The organism is Micromonospora sp. C41 (assembly GCF_018070485.1).
Classification (GTDB): domain Bacteria; phylum Actinomycetota; class Actinomycetes; order Mycobacteriales; family Micromonosporaceae; genus Micromonospora; species Micromonospora chalcea.
This window is the reverse complement of record NZ_JAGPXP010000026.1, coordinates 53667-73445: the sequence shown is the minus strand read 5'-3', so window position 1 is coordinate 73445 and position 19779 is coordinate 53667. Positions and strand designations below refer to the sequence as shown.

General features: G+C 74.1%; 19 protein-coding genes and 5 tRNA genes. 14 read left to right on the top strand and 10 right to left on the bottom strand.

All coding sequences use genetic code 11. The annotated features are described in order from the left end of the window. Positions 1-55: 55 nt before the first annotated feature. Genes KBX43_RS24190 through bioB form a run of 3 tightly spaced genes read right to left on the bottom strand, consistent with a single transcriptional unit; the run spans position 56 to position 1784 of the window. Positions 56-562 (bottom strand): GNAT family N-acetyltransferase, encoded by a 507-nt coding sequence (locus KBX43_RS24190; RefSeq protein ID WP_043325589.1) that lies wholly within the window; start codon positions 560-562, stop codon positions 56-58. A 3-nt stretch (positions 563-565) separates the two neighbouring features. Beyond that, the gene (locus KBX43_RS24185; protein ID WP_069089407.1) at positions 566-781 is read right to left on the bottom strand and encodes a hypothetical protein; all 216 of its coding nucleotides are present in this window, start codon (positions 779-781) and stop codon (positions 566-568) included. Positions 782-788: 7 nt separating this feature from the next. Then, the gene (gene bioB, locus KBX43_RS24180) at positions 789-1784 is read right to left on the bottom strand and encodes a biotin synthase BioB (RefSeq protein ID WP_064447187.1); all 996 of its coding nucleotides are present in this window, start codon (positions 1782-1784) and stop codon (positions 789-791) included. 156 nt (positions 1785-1940) lie between these two features. On the opposite strand from bioB, the gene KBX43_RS24175 reads away from it, so the two are divergent. Both KBX43_RS24175 and bioD read left to right on the top strand, forming a co-directional pair. Next, on the top strand, positions 1941-3077 hold the full coding sequence (locus tag KBX43_RS24175) for an 8-amino-7-oxononanoate synthase (protein ID WP_064447188.1): 1137 nt from the start codon (positions 1941-1943) through the stop codon (positions 3075-3077). Next, on the top strand, positions 3074-3802 hold the full coding sequence (gene bioD / locus KBX43_RS24170; protein ID WP_069089410.1) for a dethiobiotin synthase: 729 nt from the start codon (positions 3074-3076) through the stop codon (positions 3800-3802). Before KBX43_RS24175 ends, bioD begins: the two co-directional genes overlap by 4 nt. 61 nt (positions 3803-3863) lie before the next feature. Here bioD and KBX43_RS24165 read toward each other — a convergent pair whose 3' ends face one another. Together KBX43_RS24165 and KBX43_RS24160 are read right to left on the bottom strand one after the other, a co-directional pair. Next, positions 3864-5027, bottom strand: coding sequence for a cytochrome P450 (locus tag KBX43_RS24165; protein WP_210887263.1), 1164 nt, complete (start codon positions 5025-5027; stop codon positions 3864-3866). Between the two features lie 9 nt (positions 5028-5036). Continuing rightward, a complete protein-coding gene (locus KBX43_RS24160; protein ID WP_210887261.1) occupies positions 5037-5705 on the bottom strand; it encodes a methyltransferase in 669 nt (222 codons plus the stop codon). Positions 5706-5894: 189 nt separating this feature from the next. On the opposite strand from KBX43_RS24160, the gene KBX43_RS24155 reads away from it, so the two are divergent. After that, entirely contained in the window at positions 5895-6722 is an 828-nt protein-coding gene (locus KBX43_RS24155; protein ID WP_064447271.1) for a hypothetical protein, read from the top strand. Between the two features lie 39 nt (positions 6723-6761). Here KBX43_RS24155 and KBX43_RS24150 read toward each other — a convergent pair whose 3' ends face one another. Then, positions 6762-7364, bottom strand: coding sequence for a TetR/AcrR family transcriptional regulator (locus tag KBX43_RS24150; RefSeq protein WP_069089527.1), 603 nt, complete (start codon positions 7362-7364; stop codon positions 6762-6764). 275 nt (positions 7365-7639) lie between these two features. Here KBX43_RS24150 and KBX43_RS24145 point away from each other — a divergent pair. The 6 genes from KBX43_RS24145 to KBX43_RS24120 all read left to right on the top strand — a co-directional run bounded on the left by KBX43_RS24145 (position 7640) and on the right by KBX43_RS24120 (position 11124). Then, a tRNA-Gly gene (locus KBX43_RS24145) sits at positions 7640-7712 on the top strand. A 34-nt stretch (positions 7713-7746) separates the two neighbouring features. Then, positions 7747-7817: transfer RNA gene (locus tag KBX43_RS24140), tRNA-Cys, on the top strand. 12 nt (positions 7818-7829) lie between these two features. Further along, positions 7830-7904 (top strand) — tRNA-Val (locus KBX43_RS24135). 111 nt (positions 7905-8015) lie between these two features. Further along, positions 8016-8834 (top strand): isocitrate lyase/phosphoenolpyruvate mutase family protein, encoded by an 819-nt coding sequence (locus tag KBX43_RS24130; protein ID WP_210887259.1) that lies wholly within the window; start codon positions 8016-8018, stop codon positions 8832-8834. Positions 8835-8958: 124 nt separating this feature from the next. After that, the gene (locus KBX43_RS24125; protein ID WP_210887257.1) at positions 8959-10344 is read left to right on the top strand and encodes a response regulator transcription factor; all 1386 of its coding nucleotides are present in this window, start codon (positions 8959-8961) and stop codon (positions 10342-10344) included. A 96-nt stretch (positions 10345-10440) separates the two neighbouring features. Then, positions 10441-11124, top strand: a complete 684-nt coding sequence (locus tag KBX43_RS24120; protein WP_069089414.1) for a hypothetical protein — start codon at positions 10441-10443, stop codon at positions 11122-11124. 76 nt (positions 11125-11200) lie between these two features. Here KBX43_RS24120 and KBX43_RS32145 read toward each other — a convergent pair whose 3' ends face one another. After that, complete coding sequence (locus KBX43_RS32145; protein ID WP_158559994.1) at positions 11201-11446, bottom strand: DUF6458 family protein; 246 nt, start codon at positions 11444-11446, stop codon at positions 11201-11203. 159 nt (positions 11447-11605) lie between these two features. On the opposite strand from KBX43_RS32145, the gene KBX43_RS24110 reads away from it, so the two are divergent. The 3 genes from KBX43_RS24110 (at position 11606) to KBX43_RS24100 (ending at position 13564) form a co-directional block, all read left to right on the top strand. After that, positions 11606-11678: transfer RNA gene (locus tag KBX43_RS24110), tRNA-Gly, on the top strand. 11 nt (positions 11679-11689) lie between these two features. After that, positions 11690-11761, top strand: a tRNA-Val gene (locus KBX43_RS24105). A gap of 153 nt (positions 11762-11914) precedes the next feature. Continuing rightward, entirely contained in the window at positions 11915-13564 is a 1650-nt protein-coding gene (locus KBX43_RS24100) for a PKD domain-containing protein (RefSeq protein ID WP_210887256.1), read from the top strand. A gap of 76 nt (positions 13565-13640) precedes the next feature. Here the strand turns inward: KBX43_RS24100 and KBX43_RS24095 are convergent, their stop codons facing one another. Then, a complete protein-coding gene (locus KBX43_RS24095) occupies positions 13641-14216 on the bottom strand; it encodes a hypothetical protein (protein WP_210887254.1) in 576 nt (191 codons plus the stop codon). Positions 14217-15248: 1032 nt separating this feature from the next. On the opposite strand from KBX43_RS24095, the gene KBX43_RS24090 reads away from it, so the two are divergent. Beyond that, on the top strand, positions 15249-16250 hold the full coding sequence (locus tag KBX43_RS24090; protein ID WP_069089417.1) for an NAD-dependent epimerase/dehydratase family protein: 1002 nt from the start codon (positions 15249-15251) through the stop codon (positions 16248-16250). 51 nt (positions 16251-16301) lie between these two features. Here the strand turns inward: KBX43_RS24090 and KBX43_RS24085 are convergent, their stop codons facing one another. Further along, positions 16302-17276 carry a nitroreductase gene (locus KBX43_RS24085; protein WP_030501785.1) on the bottom strand — a complete coding sequence of 325 codons (975 nt, stop codon included), beginning with the start codon at positions 17274-17276 and terminating at the stop codon, positions 16302-16304. A gap of 186 nt (positions 17277-17462) precedes the next feature. Here KBX43_RS24085 and KBX43_RS24080 point away from each other — a divergent pair, with 186 nt between their 5' ends. Continuing rightward, positions 17463-18101 (top strand): response regulator transcription factor, encoded by a 639-nt coding sequence (locus KBX43_RS24080; RefSeq protein WP_013284884.1) that lies wholly within the window; start codon positions 17463-17465, stop codon positions 18099-18101. A 7-nt stretch (positions 18102-18108) separates the two neighbouring features. On the opposite strand, the gene KBX43_RS24075 is transcribed toward KBX43_RS24080, so the two are convergent. Next, positions 18109-19776, bottom strand: coding sequence for a GAF domain-containing sensor histidine kinase (locus KBX43_RS24075; RefSeq protein WP_176722880.1), 1668 nt, complete (start codon positions 19774-19776; stop codon positions 18109-18111). Between the last annotated feature and the right edge of the window lie 3 nt (positions 19777-19779).

Here is a 19779-nt window from a genome sequence, read left to right as displayed (position 1 = left end):
TTACCGGAGAGCGTGCCCGGCACCCGCGTGGTGCCGGGCACGCCCGTCCGTCAGCTCAGCCGGCCAGGTCCTCGGCCAGCAGATCCATCAGCAGCGCGTCGTGCCAGCGCCCGTCCGCCCCGCGCTCGTAGCGGCGCATGATGCCCACCGGACGGAACCCCACCTTCGCGTACGCGCGGATCGCCGCCGTGTTCGCCGCCGCCGGGTCGATCGTGAACCGGTGGTGGCCGTACTCGTCGATCAGGTGCCGGACCAGCGTGCGGATCGCGTCGCCGCCCAGCCCGGAGCCGCGTACCGCCGGGTCGAGGAAGACATCCAGGCTGGCGTGGCGATAGTCCGGGTCGGTCTCGGCGTACCACTGGATCGCCCCGACCAGCCGGCCGTCGTGCTCGACCGCGTAGATCGTCACCGCGTCGTCGGCCAGGTCGGCCCGGACCGACTCGGCCAGATCGTCACCGCCGCGCCACCAGCGGCGCACCTCCGGGGTGGCCCGGATCGCGGCCAGCGCGGGCACGTCGGCGTCGGTCACCGGCCGCAACGTCACCGCCCGCCCGCGCAGCACGCCTCAGCCCCGCCGCTCGCCGTGCTCGACGCAGACCGCCGACCAGCCGGCCGGTACGACCTGCACCTTCATCCGCCGCCGGCAGGACGCGCACCAGCGCGGCGGCTCCCACGCCCGCGCCGCCTCGCACGCCGGGTGCGGCCCGGCCGCCACCGATTCGCCGCACCTGTCGCACCACAGCGCCGCGGGCGCGGCCGGGGCGGGGGAAAGATCGGTCACCGCTGCCTCACAGGGTCGCCGAGAGCGCCTTCACCGGCATCTTCAGGTCTTCCAGCAGCTTCAGGTCGGCGTTGGCCGGGCGACCCAGCGTGGTCAGGTAGTTGCCGACGATCACCGCGTTGATGCCGCCCAGCAGGCCGTCGCGGGTGCCCAGGTCACCGAGGGTCAGCTCGCGGCCGCCCGCGTACCGCAGGATGGTGCGCGGCATGGCCAGCCGGAACGCGGCGATGGCGCGCAGCGCGTCCTTGCCCTCCACCACCGGACGGTCACCGAGCGGCGTGCCCGGCCGCGGGTTGAGGAAGTTCAGCGGCACCTCGTGCGGGTCCAGCTCGGCGAGCTGCGCGGCGAACTCGGCCCGCTGCTCGACCGTCTCGCCGAGGCCGAGGATGCCGCCGCAGCAGACCTCCATGCCCGACTCGCGGACCATCCGCAGCGTCTCCCAGCGCTCCTCCCACGAGTGCGTGGTGACCACGTTCGGGAAGTAGGAGCGGCAGGTCTCCAGGTTGTGGTTGTAGCGGTGCACGCCCATCTCGACCAGCTCGTCGACCTGCTCCTGGGTGAGCATGCCGAGCGACGCGGCGACCTGGATGTCGACAGCGGCGCGGATGGCCGCGACGCCCTCACGCATCTGCTTCATCAGCCGGGCGTCCGGACCGCGCACGGCGGCCACGATGCAGAACTCGGTCGCCCCGGTCGCGGCGGTCTGCTTCGCGGCCTCGACCAGCGCCGGGATGTCCAGCCAGACCGACCGGACCGGCGAGGTGAACAGGCCGGACTGCGAGCAGAAGTGGCAGTCCTCCGGGCAGCCGCCGGTCTTCAGCGAGACGATGCCCTCGACCTCGACCTCCGGACCGCACCAGCGCATCCGGACCTCGTGCGCGAGCTGGAGGGCGGCGGGCAGGTGTTCGTCGGGAAGGTTCAGCACCGCGAGGACACCGGCCTCGTCGAGGCCGACACCGTTGCCCAGCACCCGCTCCCGGGCCTGGTCGAGGATCTCTGGCATGGCTCGTAACCTAACAGGCCACCGAGGGGCCGGGAAACCGCCGCCAGCAGCCCCGGCGAGCCGGGACCGCGCCACGCCGGAGCCCTCGGGACGGGTGGTAACTTCGCCCCGCGGAAGCGCCCGGCGGGGCGGTGGTCGGCGGGAGGGGACGGCACGGTGGCGGACTGGCTGGCGGCCCTGGACCGCCGCGCCGAGCTGCGGGCCCGGGCGGGACTCACCCGCACGCTGCGTCCCCGGGCCGCCGACGACGCGGTGGTCGACCTGGCCGGCAACGACTACCTCGGCCTGGCCACCCACCCGCAGGTCACCGCCGCCGCCGCGGAGGCCCTGTCCGCGTACGGGCTGGGCGCCACCGGGTCACGCCTGGTGCGCGGCTCCACCGACGCCCACCACGCGCTGGAGGACGACCTGGCCGACTGGCTCGGCGTCGACCGGGCGCTGGTCTTCTCCTCCGGCTACCTGGCCAACCTCGCCGCCGTCCGGGGACTGACGCAGCCGCGTACGCTGCTCGTCTCCGACGCCCACAACCACGCCTCGCTGATCGACGGCTGCCGGATCTCCGGCGCCGAGACGCTGGTGACGCCGCACGCCGACGTGGCCGCGGTGGCCGCGGCGCTGGCCGCCGCGCCGGGCCGCCCGGCCGTGGTGGTGACCGAGTCGGTCTTCTCCGTCGACGGCGACCTGGCCCCGCTCGCGGAGCTGCACGAGGTGGCCCGCCGCCACGGCGCGCTGCTGCTCGTCGACGACGCGCACGCGCTCGGCGTCACCGGCCCGGCCGGGGCCGGCGGGGTGGCCGCCGCCGGGCTGGCCGGCGCGCCCGACGTGGTGGTCACCGCGACGCTGTCCAAGGCACTCGGCGGGGCCGGCGGCGTGGTCGCCGGGCCGGCCGAGTTCGTCCGCCACCTGGTGGAGACCGGCCGCACGTTCATCTTCGACACCGCGCCGCCGCCCGCCGTGGTGGCCGGGGTACGCGCCGCGGTGCGCCTGGCCCGCGACGGCGACGCGCTGCGCGCCGAGCTGGCCGACCGGGTCGCGACGGCGGTGCGCCGCCTCGGCGCGGCCGGGCTGTCCGTGTCCGCCCCCGACGGCGCGGTGATCTCGGTGACCGCGCCCGGACCGGAGGCGGCGACCGCCTGGGCCGCCGCCTGCCGGGAGCGCGGTGTGGCGGTCGGCTGCTTCCGTCCGCCGTCCACACCGGACAGCCGCTCCCGGCTGCGCCTCACGGTCAGCGCCGGGGTGGACCGGGCCGACTTCGACCGGGCCCTGGACGTGATCGTGGAGTGTGCGCCATGAGCCTCGGCGACGCCTGGACCGGGCCGGTGCTGGTGACCGGCACCGACACCGAGATCGGCAAGACGGTGGTGACCGCCGCCGTCGCCGCCGCCGCGCAGGCCGCCGGGCTGCGGGTCGCCGTGGTCAAGCCCGGCCAGACCGGTACGGCCACCGGCGAGCCCGGCGACGTCGACTCGGTGACCCGGCTGGCCGCCCCGCTCACCGGCCGGACGCTCGCCAGCTATCCCGACCCGCTCGCGCCGCTGGCCGCGGCCCGGGTGGCGGACCTGCCGCCGCTGGAGCTGTACAACGCCGTCGACGCGATCCGCGAGGAGGCGGACAAGCACGACCTGGTGCTGATCGAGGGCGCGGGCGGGCTGCTCGTACCGATGGGGTTGCGCCCGTCCGGCGAGCCGTGGACGGTGGCCGACCTCGCGGTGTCGCTCGGCGCGCCCGCGGTGGTGGTGGCGCGGGCCGGACTCGGCACGCTCAACCACACCGCGCTGACGCTGGAGGCGCTGGAGCGGCGGGCCGTACCGGCCGGCGTGGTGATCGGCGCCTGGCCGGCCGAACCGGAACTGGTGCACTGGCTCAACCTGTCCGAGCTGGTGCCGAACCTGCTCGGCGCGGTACCGGCCGGCGCGGGCGGGATGGACCCCGGTGTGTTCCGCCGGTCCGCTCCGGGCTGGCTCACCCCCGCCCTGTACGGCGTGCTCGACGACTGGCGCGCCTGGGCCGAGGAGTAAGGAAGGGCCCCTTATTAACGCCTCCGGTAGAGGAAGGGCCCCCTGTTAACACCCGCAGGATTCAGACGCGGCGGACCACGAACGCGTCGGGCATCCGGAACGTGAGGTTGTCCGGGCACCAGGGTGGACGGACCACAGTCACGTCGTCCAGCAGCGCGACGGCCTCCGCGACCACCACCGTCGCCTCCATCCGGGCCAGCTGCGCGCCGACGCAGCGGTGCGGCCCGGCGCCGAAGGCCAGGTGCCGCCGCGAGCCGGGCTGCCCCGGGCGGAACTCACCCGGCGCGCCGACCACCGACGGGTCGCGCCCGGCGCGGGCCAGCCAGGCCACCACGCTGGTGCCCGCCGCCACCGGCAGCTCGCCGAGCGTGGTGTCGATCGCCGCCACCCGCCGCCACGTGACGATCGGTGGCTCCAGCCGCAGCCCCTCCTCGACCACGTCGTCCACGGCGACCGTGCCCGCGCGCAGGCCGGCCCGTACCGCCGGTTCGCCGGACAGCCGGTGCAGCAGCAGGGTCAGGAACTGCGAGGTGGTCTCCTGGCCGGCGACCAGCAGGAAGAACAGCGCCCCGACGACCACGTCGGGGGAGTGCCCCGCCGCGCGCAGCCGCGCGGCGAGCCCGCCCCCGGTGGCGGCGAACTCCCGCAGCACGGTGTGGAACCGGCCCACCTCGGCGACGAGCGCGAGCTGCCGGGCGGAGTCCAGCGGCGCCCAGAACAGCTCCAGCGCCGCCCGGGCGAAGTCCTTCACCGCGCCGACCGGCGCGTCCGGCAGCTCGACCAGCCGGGCCAGCACCAGCAGCGGCAGGTCGGCGGCGAGGCCCGCGTACAGGTCGACCGGGCGGCCCGCGTCCAGCGTCGCCGCCAGCCCGGCCACCCGCTCCCGGACCAGCCCGGTCAGCCATTGGCGCTGGGCGGCCACCCGGTGCGGGTGCAGCGCGTCGGCGACGATGCCGCGGATCTCCGGGTGGCTGGCGCCGCCGTTGTTCGCCAGCGTCGGCGGCAGCCGGAACCGGTGCCCGGCGAGCACCCGCAGCGCGGCCACCGGGATCGGCGTGACCGCGTCGAGCGCGTTGTCCGGCCGGAACGTCACCGGATCGGTGAGCACCTGGCGGACGAGCGCGTGCCGGGTCACCACCAGGTGTGGCACGCCGACGTGGTCGACAACGGTGGCCGTGTCCGGCCACTGCCCGTCGACGGACTCCCCCCAGCCCCGGAACAGCACGCGGTAACGCTAGCGGCGGGCGCCGGGCGGGTTCGGGTCCAGCTCCCACACGGTGGTGTGCTTCACCCGTACGCTCTCCAGCGCCTCGGACACCGGCACGTCGTACGCGGCCAGCTCGTGGAAGCGCTCGCGGGGCAGGAACGCCCGGCCCGGGTCGCCCACCAGCACCCGGGCGCCGGCGCGGGCGGCCCGGAGCAGGAAGCGCAGCATCCGGCGGGCCATCGCCTCGCTGTAGAAGACGTCCCCGGCCAGCACCACCTCGGCGTCGCCCGCGTCGGTGTCGAGGATGTCGCCGAGTTCGGCGTCGACGCGTACCCCGTTGGCCTCGGCATTGAGCGCGACGGCCGCGACGGCCCGCTCGTCCACCTCGACCGCCCGGACGGCGGCCGCGCCGGCGCGGCCGGCGGCGATGGCGACCAGGCCGGAGCCGGAGGCCAGGTCGAGCACCCGGCGGCCGGCGACCACCTCGGGGTGGTCGGTGACGTAGCGGGCCAGGCCCTGCCCGCCGGCCCAGGCGAACGCCCAGAACGGCGGCGGCTGGGCGCTGCGGAACTCGCCCTCGGTCAGCTCCCACAGGCCGATCGGCTCGTCGGCCTGGTGCAGGCGCACCTCGGGTACGAACGCCACGGGGGCGAGGCGGGCGTGCAGCCGGACGAACGCGGCGGACAGCTCGGACACCGGAGAATTGTGTCCCACCCGCCGGCCGGGACCGATCCCGGGCGTGTCGCGGCGGGGCCGTGACCGGTTCACCACGCTCGGTGAAATGGCCCCCGTGTTGTGGCGTTGGATGCGAACACGCCCGTCTACCGGCGTGCCCGGCGCGCTCCTAGCGTTGCCTGTGGACACGACCGAGGGTGAGGAGGCGTGGTGAGCGGGTGGCGGCACGCGCTACGGATCGGACTGGTGCTGACCTTCGTGGCCGGGACCGGGTACGGGGGAGCCCTGCCCGCGCGGGCGGCGGCGGCCTTCTCCACCGAGTTGAGCGGTCTGCCGGACGAGTTCACCGCCGGGAACCGGGTGGAGACGCTGTCCGCCGTGGTGTCCCGCTCCGACGGGGGCGGCTGTGTCAAGGTGCGCTGGTCGATGTTGGTGCGGGTGCAGGGCCTGCGGCTGGACCAGCTCAAGGTGGACCGGGTGGAGGACAGCGGGTCGTTCCCGCTGGAGATCCGCACCGAGGGAGACACCGCCCGGCTCACCGACCGGCAACTCGACCCGGGTGTGCTCTGCCCGGGCCGGACCGTGACCGCCCGCTACCGGGTGGCGTTCGCCGAGGACGTCGCGCGCGGCCGGGTGAGTTTCGCCGCCGAGGCGTACGACCCGCAGTTGCGGCTGCTGGCCCGGCGGACCGCCTCGCGTGAGGTGGTGGGGGAGGAGGCTTCGCCGACGCCGGCGCCCACCAGCGCGGAGCCCTCGGAGACGCCGAGCGAGGAGCCACCCACCGACGACCCGGTGACCGACGAGCCGACCGACGCGGCAGTGGTGGAGCCGCCGCCGCCCGGTGGTGTGGCCGGACGCCCGGTCGCGGACAGCGGCGGTTTCGGCCTCGTGCAGGCCGCGTTCCTGCTCGGCGGGCTGCTGCTGTTCCTCGGCGCCGGGTTGCTGCTGCGGATGCGCCGCCTGCTGCGCCCGGCCGCCGTCACCGAACCGGAAACCCTGCCACCGCCCTTCGAGCGCCCCCGCCCGACCTGGCCCTGACCGGCGGACCCGCCTGCGCGGGCCGGGGGCGGGGCCCGGTCAGTCGAGCTGACTGGGTTCGAGGCCCAGTTCGCGGGCGGCGACGAGGCGGATCCACTCGGCGATCTGGCGGCGCGTGATCACCCGCTCGTGCACCGCGAGCTGGACCGCGAGGCCGTCCATCACCGCGCTGATCCGCCAGGCCGCGCCGGCCGGGTCGGGGCAGTCGAACGTGCCCTCGGCGACCCCGTCCGTGATCAGCGCGGCCAGGTCCTGCCGCCACCGCAGGTCCAGCCGCCGGGAGAGCTTCTCCAGTTCCGGGGTACGCAGCGACTCCGCCCAGCCGTCGATGCGCATCGACCAGGAGGTGGCCCGGCCGGTCGGCGCGTACAGGCGCAGCATGCGGCGCAGCTTCGCCAGCGGCGGCGCGGAGGAGCGGAGCACCGCGTCGAGCTTGGCCAGGTCCTGCTCGACGGCGTACGCGAACGCTTGCGCGAGCAGTCGGTCCTTGGTGGCGAAGTGGTAGAACACGAGGGCCTGGCTCACCCCGGCGGCCTCCGCCACGTCGGCGGTGCGGGTGTTGGCGAGCCCTCGTTCCGCGATCACCTCACAGGCCGTACGCAGCAGCGCGTCCAGGCGGATCTCGGCGGCTCGTCTCGTCACGGCGTTACGGTAACCCATCCGCATGACCACGGGGAGTTACCGAAGCGGCTGGTCGGCGGGCGGGCAGTCGGATGCCGGACACTCGACGCGCCGGTCTGCTTCCGCAGGTGGGAGCGCTCGCCGGTGCTCTCGGACGGAAGCCACCCAGGCTCCTAGGAAGCCGAGGGGGAGCGGGGTCCGCGACCGCCGGACGCGCCGGAAACGGAACCCGATTTGGCAACCGTTCCCGGGCTCGGCTAAAGTTCTCATCCGTCACCGGATAACACCGGGGGCGTGCGGACGTAGCGCAGCTGGTAGCGCATCACCTTGCCAAGGTGAGGGTCGCGGGTTCGAATCCCGTCGTCCGCTCGGAGATGCCGCCACGCAGTTCGGGGGCAACCTCGGTGGAGTGGCCGAGAGGCGAGGCAACGGCCTGCAAAGCCGTGTACACGGGTTCAAATCCCGTCTCCACCTCGCAGTAGACGAGGGCGATTGGCGCAGTGGGAGCGCGCTTCCTTGACACGGAAGAGGTCACTGGTTCAAACCCAGTATCGCCCACCAGCGGAAAGGCCGTGTCGATCATTCGACACGGCCTTTCTCGTCGCCATTGATCAGTCCAGTGCCGCGCCGCTGGCCATTGCCGCACCCGCGTGCCCCACCCAGACTGGCCCGGTGGACGATCAACAGACCCGAGCCCAGCGGTTCCGCGCCCTGCACCGGCCCGGTGACCCACTGATCCTGGCCAACGCCTGGGACGCGGTCAGCGCCCGGCTCGTCGCCGCGGCCGGCGCCCACGCGATCGCGACCACCAGCGCCGGCGTCGCCTGGAGTCGCGGCGCCCCCGACGGCGACCTGCTCGCCCGCGACACCGCCGTCGACGTCATCCGCCGCGTCGCCGACGCGGTCCGCCTTCCGGTCACCGCCGACATCGAATCCGGGTACGGCGACAACCCCGACCAGGTCGCCGAGACCGTCGCCGCCGTGCTCGCCGCCGGAGCCGTCGGCGTCAACGTCGAGGACGCCCGGCACGACGGCGGCGGTCCGCTGCGCCCGATCCACGAGCAGGTCGCCCGGCTCGCCGCGGTCCGGGCCGCCGCCGACCGCGCCGGCATCCCGCTGTACGTCAACGCCCGCGTCGACACGTACCTGCGGGGCGCCAGGGGCGTACCGGAGACGGTCGAGCGCGCCGAGGCGTACCTGGCCGCCGGCGCGGACGGGATCTTCGTACCCGGAACCGTGGAGCCGGAGACGGTGGCCGCGCTGACGGCGGCGATCCCGGCCCCGCTGAACGTGCTGGCCGGGCCGGGCGCGCCGCCGGTGGCCGAGCTGGCGCGACTCGGGGTGGCCCGGGTGAGCCTCGGCCCGGCGCTGGCCGAGACGGCGTACGCGGTGGTCCGGCGCGCGGCGGCGGAGGTGCTCGGCGCCGGGACGTACGAGGCGCTCGCCGGCGGGCTCGACTTCGGCGAGCTGAACGAGCTGATGCGCGACTGACCGGCCACGGGATCGACCTCGGGCGGGGGACCGGGTTGAATGTGCTGGTGGCCGTTGTCCCGCGTCCGAGCCGGCGGACGGCGACCGGCTGTCCCCGGCGCCCGTCCCGACGGGATCACCACGGATGACGGCGGTCGTCCGCCCGGTGCCCGCGCTGCGGAGCCTGGCCGTCCTCACCGCCGCCACGGCGACCCTCGGCGTCGCGGCGCTCGCCGTCCTGGGCGCGGCCGGGCACGGCGGTTTCGCGAGCGACCCGGTCGGCGCCATTGCCCTCGCGACGGCAGCCGTGGTCACCGCGCTCGCCGCGCTCCGGCTCAGCCGGTCGGGTCACCGTGCCGCCGGCCGGCTGGCGGCCGGGCTCGCCGCGTCGCTGCTGGCGTATCTGGCGCTCGCCGTCGTCGCGGTGGCCGCCGTCGCGGCCGGACACCCGTGGGCCGGGCCGGCCGTCGCGGCGTGGAACTCGGCGTGGATCCCGCCGCTGGCACTCCTTCAGCTGACGGCCTCGGCCGCCGTCCGCACCGGCGACGCCGTCCCGTGGACGCACCGGCTCGTGGGCCTCACTCTGGGCGTGGCCACGCTCGTCAACGCGCTGCTGACCACGGCGACCCAGCCGTTCGCGGGGGTTCCGACGATCGCCCCGGAGTCCTGGCGTACCGCGCTCGCGCCGGTCGGCGCCGCCGTCACCCTGCTGGCAGCGGTGGCGCTGTTCCTGCTCCCGGTGACGCTCTGGCGGGCCGCTCTCGGGTCGCACCACGCCGTCCGGGCGCGTCTCGGCGTGGCCGCGGCGGCCACCACCGCCGCGCCGCTGACAGTCGTCTTCTGCCTGCTGCTCGCCGTCGCCCGCACGCCCGGCGACGTCGAACCGTCGCTGGGCTCGGTCGCCTTCCTGGTGGCACTGGCCGGGGCCGCCGTGTTCGCCGCCGCGTGCGCGGTCACCGCCGCCCGCGGCGCCACCGAGCCGCGCCGGGTCGGCGCCGTGGTGCGTGGCGCGGGCCTGGCCGCCGCGGCCCTGCTGGTGGTCGGCGTCGGCACGCTCGTGGCCGCTCCCGGGTCGTCCCTCGGCCCGACCTCGGTCGCCCTGGTCGTGTCGGCGCTGACCGTCGCCGTCGTCGGCGGGGCGTGGGCCGGCACCGGCCGGCTGGCGGCGCTGCTCACCGCCGCGCCGACAGCGCCGGTGACGCCGCGAGGCGGCGCAGAGGGTACGACGGGAGGCGGTGCGGCGGAGACGACGAACGTCATCGAGCCGGCGGCCCCGGCCACGGCGGTTGTGGATGCCGCGGGCCCGGTGTCGGTCGGCGGGCTGACGGCGCGTGAACGGGAGGTGCTCGCCGCGCTCGCCGACGGCGCCAGCAACGCGGGGATCGCCGCGCAGCTGGTGGTCTCCGAGCGGACCGTCGACGCCCATCTGCGCGCGATCTTCGTCAAGCTCGACCTGACGCCCGGCGGCGCCACGAACCGTCGGGTGCGGGCCGCGCGGATCTGGCTGGAGCACGCCCGACAGTCGCATTGAGCAGGGATTTTCCGAAGATAGGTGCTGAGGCCGATGCCCGCGCGGGCGGTACCTCGGCACGGTGGGGCGACACCTGAATCGACGGAGGCTCTCACCGTGCCCGTACCGAAGTTGCGCCGTGCCGCGCTCGTCGCCCTTTTCGTCCTGCTCCTGGCGTCCCTGGCCGGACGGACCGTCTTCATGTTGTGGGAGCCGCCGTTCGACGGAGCGATCCACTACGACGACGTACGTGAGCTGGGGTCCGCGTACTGGCCGATGAACCTCTACCTGGGCGGGCCCGCGTACGCGGTGTCCTGGATCGCCGCGGCGGTGTTCATCGTCGGGCTGGCCCGGGGCCGCGCGGGCGTGCTGAACCTGGTGGGTGCCTTCCTGGCCGGCCTCGGCGGCGTGGTGTTCGCGCTGGCGATCACCGCGGAGGTGCTGCCGTTCGCCTACGCCGCCGACCCGGCGGTCGTGCCGGAGGCGCAGGGACGGGCGCTGTTCGACGTGTTCAACGACCAACTGGACGGGCTGCTCCCGGCCGTCCTCGGCAGCCAGGTGGCGATCGTCCTCGGCATGGTCCTGGCGCTCGTCGGGATCCTGATCGGCCGGACCATGCCGCGTCCGCTGGTCGTCGCCGCGCTCGTCTACGTGGTGGCGTTCGTGCTGGTGCCGCAGGACGCCGCTCGCGCGGTGGTCGTCGCGAGCTACCTGGCGCAGGTGGCGCTGGTGGCCGCGATCGGCTGGTACGGGCTGCGCGCCGCCACCGACGGTGCCGCTACCGACGGCGAGCGGGCATAGCAGACCGGACCGGCCGGATGTTCGATCCGGCCGGTCCGGTGCCGGGACCGATCAGCTCCGTCGGCCCCGCTCACGATCACATGGGCGGTGCGACGTCCCGGCGCTCCTCGACCCGGCGGTACTCCACCGGCTCGTCGGCGGTCGTGGCGACCACCTGACGGCGCCGGCCCCAGACCAGCGTGGTCATGATCAGGCCGAGGACGCCGGCCGCCATGAGGATCCAGCCGACGACGTCGAGGTCGACCCCGCCGACGCTGGCGTTGAGCGCGAACGTGAGGATCGCGCCGACCGCGATCAGGAAAATGCTCGTACCGATACCCACGACAGCCTCCTTCGGGGGGATGGTTGTGCTGTCACCGGCCTCAGTACCCCGGCGGTGAGCGGCGCAACCACACGGCCACCCGGCGCGGCGGGGGTCTGCCGCACGGCGATCTTGGCATCGGGTAGAGTTCACCCCGTCGCCGGCGCGAACCGGCGGCACGCGGACGTAGCGCAGCTGGTAGCGCATCACCTTGCCAAGGTGAGGGTCGCGGGTTCGAATCCCGTCGTCCGCTCGCGATTGCCCGGGCGATTGGCGCAGTGGGAGCGCGCTTCCTTGACACGGAAGAGGTCACTGGTTCAAACCCAGTATCGCCCACCGAGAGTCACCACGCCGCCGGTCGACAGGCGGTCGTCTCCCACCGGACAGCCGGCACCGGCTACATCGGTCTCCCAGGTCCACCGTGCGGATTATTCTGCCGCCGCCACCGCGCGTGTCACTGTGAGGCCCGATGCGCAGGGAGGCGGTCACATGGCAACGATCGAGCGGGGACGGTGGCGGCGCACGGCCGCACGATTAGGGGTGGCGACCGTCGTCGCGGCGGCCGGGGTGACGGTATCGGCCGCGCCCGCGCAGGCCACCGCGACGCGGACGGTGGCGTTCTACAGCATGGACGAGCCGGCGTCGTCGTCGACGGTGCTGACCGACTACAGCGGCAACGGCCGCCACGGCACGATCGGCGGTGAGGTGGTCACCGGCGCGCTCTACGCCGGGGCGACCGGCCACCGCTTCGCCACGCACCTGCCCACCGACAAGGAGTACGTCCCGGGCCACGTCGACCTGGTGCCGCACACCACCGACTTCAACCCGGACGCCGGGGACTTCTCGGTGACCATCCGTTACCGGACCACGTACTCCTTCGGCAACATCCTCCAGAAGGGACAGGGCAACACGGCCGGCGGCTACTGGAAGTTCGAGGCCCCGAACGGCAAGCCGAAGTGCCTGTTCCGGGGCGCGGACGGCGCCTCCCGTACCGGCTACACCGACGTGCCGATCTCCGACGGCCAGTGGCACACGATCACCTGCAACCGCACCTCCGCGTACGTGGAGATGTACGTCGACGGCGTGCGGACCAGCCGCCTCAACGGGCCGACCGGCACCATCGCGAACACCTGGCCGCTGTCCGTCGGCGGCAAGAGCCAGTGCGACGGTACGAAGGTCACCTGCGACTACTTCGCCGGCGACATCGACTACGTGAAGATCCTGAAGGGATCGGGCGGCCCCGCGAACCAGGCGCCGGTGGCCGCGTTGACGCCCACCTGCTCCGGGCTGGTGTGCACGTTCACCGGCGCGGGTTCCACCGACGCCGACGGCGCGATCCAGGACCACAGCTGGAACTTCGGCGACGGCGACACCACCGGCACCGCCTCCGTACCGACCACGTCCCACACGTACGCGGCGGCCGGCACCTACCCGGTCACGCTCACCGTCACCGACGACCGGGGCGCCACCGGCACCGCAACCGTCGAGGTGACTGTCGCGCCCGTACCGGAGCGGATCTCGTTCGTCGGCCAGGCCACCGCGAACGCCAACTGGACCAGCCACACCGTGACCGTCCCGGCGGGCGTGCAGGCCGGTGACATGTTGCTGCTCCTGCTCAGCCAGAACACGCACACCGGCACCGGCGAGCCGACCGGCGTGACCGGCTGGAGCCGGCTCGACCGCCTCGACGGCGGCTTCGCGACCACCACCGCCTGGTGGAAGACCGCGAGCGCCGGTGATGCGGGCACTGCGGTCCGGGTGACACTGGACGGTCAGGCGAAGGGCAACCTGGTGCTGGCCGCGTACCGGGGTGTCGCGCCCGGGGCGCCGGTCTTCACCCGGGCCACCGATCCGGCGAGCACCGCCACCCGCATCACCCCGTACGCGCCGGTGACCGCGGCGCAGAGCTGGGCCGTGTCGTACTGGCTGCACGGCGACAGCACCTCCACCGCGCTCACCCCGCCGGCCGGCGTGGCGGTGCGCAGCAACACCTCGCAGACCGGCGGCGGCCGGGTGGCCGGCCTGCTCGCCGACTCGGCGAGCAGCGTGCCGACCGGCAGCTACGGCGGGCTCACCGCCACCGGCGCCGCGGCCAGCACGACCACCACCACGTGGACGTTCGTCCTGCCCCCGGCCTGACCCATCGGGTACGCGAAAAGGCCGGCACCCCGTTGGTTCGGGGTGCCGGCCTTTCGCTGTGTCTTACGTGTTCGTTTTAGCTGTTCCAGTGCTGGGCGACGAGGTCGGCGGCCTGCTGCTCCCACTGGGCGTAGTGGTCGGGGTACGCGCTCACCTGGACGGTCTGGGCGGCCTTGGTCAGCGGCATGTCCTGCCAGCCGTCGACCTGCTTCAGACCCTTCAGGAACGCGGTCGTGGAGTACTCGGGGTCGGTGATCTGCTCGACCGTGCCCCAACCGCTGGAGGGGCGCTGCTGGAACAGGCCCTGCGAGTCGTGGTCGTTACGGTCACCGAGGTGGCCGAGGTTCTCCAGCTTCGACTCCTGCAGGGCGGTCGCGATGGAGACGACGGCGGCACGTTCGTCCATGCCGGCCTTCTTCGTGGCGGCGATGATGGCCTTCACGTTCTTGGTCTGCTCGTCATTGAGGTCGATGCGGGACTGGTCGCCCTGCACGCCGTGCGGGATCAGCTTGTCGGACTGCACCGTGGCCGTGACCGGCTTGACCGCGTGGGTGGTGTCGGCCGCGTGGGCGGCGACCGGGCCGGCGAACACGCCACCGGTGAAAGCCAGACCAGCAATACCCAGAACGCTCTTACGCAGAATCGTGTTCATGATGGGGGCTCCATTCGGGGGTCGACACACCCCCCGGGGGGACCGGGGGTGCGTGGGCACCGTCAGGCGCTCAAAGAAGTCTCAGGGGATCTCGGCTGCTCGCGGGGATGGGGGGCCTCTACGCGGCGCCGGAAGGATGTCCAACGACCTGCGACCCGGCATCATTCCCGGGCACCTCACACCACCCGGGCGCGGGTTCACGTCGTCGGAACCAGGCTCAACGACCCGCAGGCCGTGTTCCCTCAGCCGACCGCTCGGGGGCGGTCCTGCTCGGTCGTTCACCCGGTTACAACGCCCCGCACCCGCCGACGATTCCGCCACCAGAGTGCCGCCCACCACCCCCGAACCCGACACCCCGCCCACCACCGACCAGACACACCCACCCCACCCGGCACCTCGCTCTGCACAGGTGATCAAGGAGTTCAGGCCCTTTCCGGCACCCACGAGCACACAAACTCCTTGATCACCGCGATCTTGGAGTTGTGGCGCCTCACGAACGATGTCAAGCCGGGCATCCTGGGCACCACAACTCCAAGATCGAACAAGCCCTCCCCAGGCACCCCGCCATCGGTTGACCATGAGGTTGGCGGCGACAAACCGGACACCAAGTGCCGTCAACTTCATGATCGACGCCCTTGGGGCGGCTCGCGCGGGGCGGGGCGGGGCCGGATCGGACCGAAGGGCGGCGTAGTACCGCGTCGATCTTGCAGGTGCAGCCCTTCGGGTGTCCCCGTTTGCGCGTTATGCGGGGTACCGAAGTGCAAGATCGCGGAGGACTGGGGCGAGGGCTGTTTGAGAGGGCTCGGAAACCGCCGTGGTCTTGGGCGGGTGCGCCGATCTTGGAGTTGTGGTGCCTTGCGAAGGGTGTCAACCGGGCATACTGGGCACCATTACTCCAAGATCGGCGGACAAAGACATGCGCCGCCGCCCCGTCCGGGCCGAGCTGCCCTCGGACCGGGTTCTGCCGCTGGCAGATCCGCTCACCGTGAACAAGGGGCGCCATGGCCGGCGGGCGGCGGCAGGCTGGGACGCATGCGACTGCTGATGCTGGGTGGTACGGGCTTTGTCGGTGGTGCCGTGGTGGCCGAGGCGGTACGCCGCGACTGGCAGGTGACAGTGTTCAACCGGGGCGTACACGGGCAGGCGCCGCCCGGCGTACACCGGTTGCGGGGTGACCGGACGGCGCCGGACGGGCTGGCCGCGCTGGCCGGCGGCGAGTGGGATCTGGTGGTGGACACCTGGGACGGCGCGCCCCGGGTGGTCCGGGACGCGGCGTCGGCGCTCGTCGGCGCGGTGCCGCACTACGTCTACGTGTCCAGCGGCTCGGTGTACGCGCCACCCGTCGAGCTCGGCACCGGCGAGGAGGCGCCTACGGTGGCGGCGGACCCGGACGCCGACGACGGCGACTACCCGGAGAACAAGGCGGGCGGGGAACTCGCCGCCACGCGGGTGTTCGGTGACCGGGCGCTGCTCGTGCGCGCCGGGCTGATCCTCGGGCCGGGGGAGGACATCGGGCGGCTGCCGTGGTGGCTGAACCGGATCGCCCGGGGCGGGGACGTGCTGGCGCCCGGGCCGCGTGACCTGCCGATCCAGTACGTGGACGTCCGTGACCTGGCGACCTGGCTGCTGGACCGGGGTGCCGAGGGCGTCGGCGGGGCGTACAACGTGATCGGTCGCACCGGGCACGCGACGATGGGTGAGCTGCTCGACGCGGCGGTGGCGGCGACCGGGTCGGGCGCGACGCTGCGGTGGACGCCGCCGGAGCCGATCCTGGCGGCCGGGGTGGTGCCGTGGAACGACCTGCCGGTCTGGGTGCCGCAGGGGCACGAGTACCGGTGGTTGCAGGAGCGGAACGTCGAGCGGGCGTACGCGGCGGGGCTGGTGTGCCGGCCGGTGACCGAGACGGTCGCCGACACCTGGCGGTGGCTGCGCGAGGTGGGGCAGGTGCCGGCCCGGGCGGGGCGGCCCACACGCGCGCCGGTCGGCCTGGCGCCGGAGCGGGAGGCCACCCTGCTGGCCTCGCTCCCGGCCTGAACCGGCACAGAAGGGGCCGTGCGGCCGGCCTGACCCGCGGAGGGGTTCGGGTCAGGCCGGCACGACCGGCAGGTCGAGCACTTCCTCGACCGGGCGACGCGGGGTGGCGCGGCCCGGCTGGCCGTACCCGATCCGCATCACCATCTGCGGGGTGCCGAACCGGCCCAGCGACATCCGCAGCGCCTCCCGGGCGGCCGGCACCTCGATCGGCTGGGACAGCATCGACGCGCTGAGCCCGGCGTCGGTGGCGGTGAGCAGCACCCGCTGCAACGCCTGCCCGGCGAGGATCTGGTCGGCGGAGGTGTTGCCGGCCGAGCCGAGCACCGCGACGAGCGGCTCCGGCTCGAAGTCGCGGCCGGGGGCGCGGTTGCGGCCGCCGAAGCCGCGCTGGGGAAGCAGGTCCTGCGGCTCGCTCTGCGGTCCGCCGGCGCCGGAGGGCACGCCGTCCGGGGCCGGCTCGGAGCGGATCCACTCGGCCCGCTCGGCCACGTACGCGGGGTCGCGTTCCAGCACCCGGTGGGCGCTGCGGGCGACCTCGGCGACCGCGTTCACCGCGCTGGTGCCGATCACCAGCTCCAGCCAGCACTGCTCGGCGCGGGCCGCCTCGCCGAGCCGCCAGCGGGCCTCGGCCGGCACCGGGTCCGGCCAGAACGGCGCGCGGTTGCTGAACCGGCGGCTGATCGCCCCGTACAGGCTCTGCTCGGTCGGGGTGGGGCGGCGCGGCACGTCCGGCACGAGCCGGGCCACGACGTCCGGGTCGGAGGGGTACGGGCGCAGCCGCACCGTGGCCGGGGTGCCCGCCACGGCGAGCGCGAGCCGCAGGTTGAACAGCGCCGCGCCGGCCGCCATGCGCGCGCCCCAGCCGGTCGGGTCGGTGGCGGGCAGGCCGCGCAGCGGGTCGACGGACACCTCGATGCCGCCGTCGACCACCCGGAACCGCCACGGCTGGGTGTTGTGCAGCGACGGCGCCCGGACCGCGTCGGCGACCGCGGCCCGCAGGTCCGCGGTGGTGTATTCGGTCGTCATGGTGGTGCTCCCTCTCGTGCGGCGCCGGCTCCCCCGTCCGGTACACCACTACGGTGCGTCAGCGGGCGGCGCGGTGAGCAGGGCCGGAGGTCCCCACCTGGGCCCGGCCGTCGGTCCCGGCCGGCGCGTGCAGGACGGGACTTTCGACCCGTGCTACTGACGCGGGAAAGCGGGTAGAAAGGACTGATGATCCGGGTGTTCCTGCTCGACGACCACGAGGTCGTCCGTCGTGGCCTTGCCGACCTGCTGCAGAGCAGCGGCGACATCGAGGTGGTCGGCGAGTCCGGCCTGGCCCAGGAGGCGGCGCGCCGCATCCCCGCGCTGCGCCCCGACGTGGCGATCCTCGACGCCCGGCTGCCCGACGGCAACGGCATCGACGTGTGCCGGGACGTCCGCGCCGTGGACTCCTCGATCAAGGGGTTGATCCTCACCTCGTACGAGGACGACGAGGCGCTGTTCGCGGCGATCATGGCGGGCGCCGCCGGGTACGTGCTCAAGCAGATCCGCGGCACCGACCTGGTGGACGCGGTCCGCCGGGTGGCGGCCGGGCAGTCCCTGCTCGACCCGGCGATCACCACCCGCGTGCTGGAGCGCATCCGCAGCGGCGTGGAGCAGCCCCGGGAGCTGAAGTCGCTCACCGAGCAGGAGCGGCGGATCCTGGAGTACGTGGCGGAGGGGCTCACCAACCGGGAGATCGCCGGGAAGATGTTCCTGGCCGAGAAGACGGTGAAGAACTACGTCTCCAGCGTGCTGGCGAAGCTCGGCCTGGAGCGGCGCACCCAGGCGGCGGTGCTGGCGACCCGGTTGCTCGGCAAGAACACCTGACGCCGCCTCAGCCGAGCGGGACGCTCCAGCGCACCTCGGTGCCGCGCGGCTCGGCCCGGCGCAGCGAGAACTCGCCGCCCAGCCGCTCGGCCCGCTCCCGCAGGTTGACCAGACCGCTGCGGGCCGCCTCCGGGTCGCAGCCGATCCCGTCGTCGGTGACGGTGATCTCGACCCGGCCGGAGTCGACGCGTACGCGCACCGACACCCGGTCGGCCTGCGCGTGGCGTACCGCGTTGGACAGCGCCTCGCGCAGCACGGCGGTGAGTTCGCCGCGCAGCTCGTCCGGCACGGCGCTGTCGATCGGGCCGACCAGCTCCAGGTCGGGCCGGTAGCCGAGCGACTCGGCGGCCACTTCGATGGCCTCGCGGATCTCGGTGCGCAGCGCCGCGCTCATCGGGGTGCGCAGCTCGAAGATGGTGCGGCGGATGTCGCGGATGGTGGCGTCCAGGTCGTCGACCGCCTGGTTGATCCGCTTGGCGGCCTCGGGGCGGGCGTTCATCGCGCCGCTCTGCAGTTGCAGACCGGTGGCGAACAGCCGCTGGATCACCACGTCGTGCAGGTCGCGGGCGATGCGTTCGCGGTCCTCCAGGACCACCAGCAGTTCCCGCTCCTCCTGCCCGCGGGCCCGTTCCATGGCCAGCGCGGCCTGCCCGGCAAAGCTGGCCAGCAGCGCGAGGTCGTCGTCGGCGGCGGGGCCGTGGTCGGGCCGGTAGCCGATCACCAGGACGCCGTGCAGCGTGTCGGCGGCGGCGAGGGGGGAGACCACTGCCGGGCCGGCGACCACGGGCCGGGGCCAGGGCGCCGCGGCGGCGAGGTTCTCCACCTGGTCGTGCCGGCCCGACGTGGCGGACGCGGCGAAACTGGTCTCGGCGGCCGGCAGCACCGCGCCGACCAGTTCCCGGGTGACCGGGTCGGCGCCGTCGACCACCTCGACGGTGAACTGCGCCTCGTCCTCGTCGTAGAGCAGCACCAGCGCCAGCTCGGCCTCGGCGACCTCGCGGGCGCGGCGGGCCACCAGCGTCAGCGCGTCGGTACGGCGTACCTCGCCGAGCAGCACCGAGGTGATCTCGGCGGCGGCGGCGAGCCAGCGTTCGCGCCGGTGCGCCAGCGCGTAGAGGCGGGCGTTCTCGATCGCCACGCCGGCCGCGGCGGCCAGCGCCACCACGATCTCCTCGTCGTCCTCGGTGAACTCGGCGGCGCCCTGCTTCTCGGCCAGGTAGAGATTGCCCCAGACGTGGTCGCGGATGCGCACCGGCACGCCGAGGAAGCTGTGCATCGGCGGGTGGTGCGGCGGGAAGCCGTACGAGTTGGGGTGCTTGGTGATGTCCGGCATGCGTACCGGCTTCGGCTCGTCGATGAGCAGGCCCAGCACGCCGCGGCCGTGCGGCAGCTCGCCGATCTTCGCGTGCAGTTCGGGGCTGATGCCGTGGACGATGAAGTCGTGCAGCATCCGGTCGGGGCCGATCACGCCCAGCGCGCCGTAGCGGGCGCCGGCCAGCTCGCACGCCGACTGCACGATCCGCTGCAGCGTGCTGCGCAGGTCGAGGTCGGAACCGATGCCGACGACGGCGTCCAGCAGCGCCCGGAGCCGCTCCCGGCTGGTCACCACCTCGCCGACGCGGTCGAGCATCTCCTGGAGCAGTTCGTCCAGGCGGACGCGGGACAGCGGGGTCAGCCC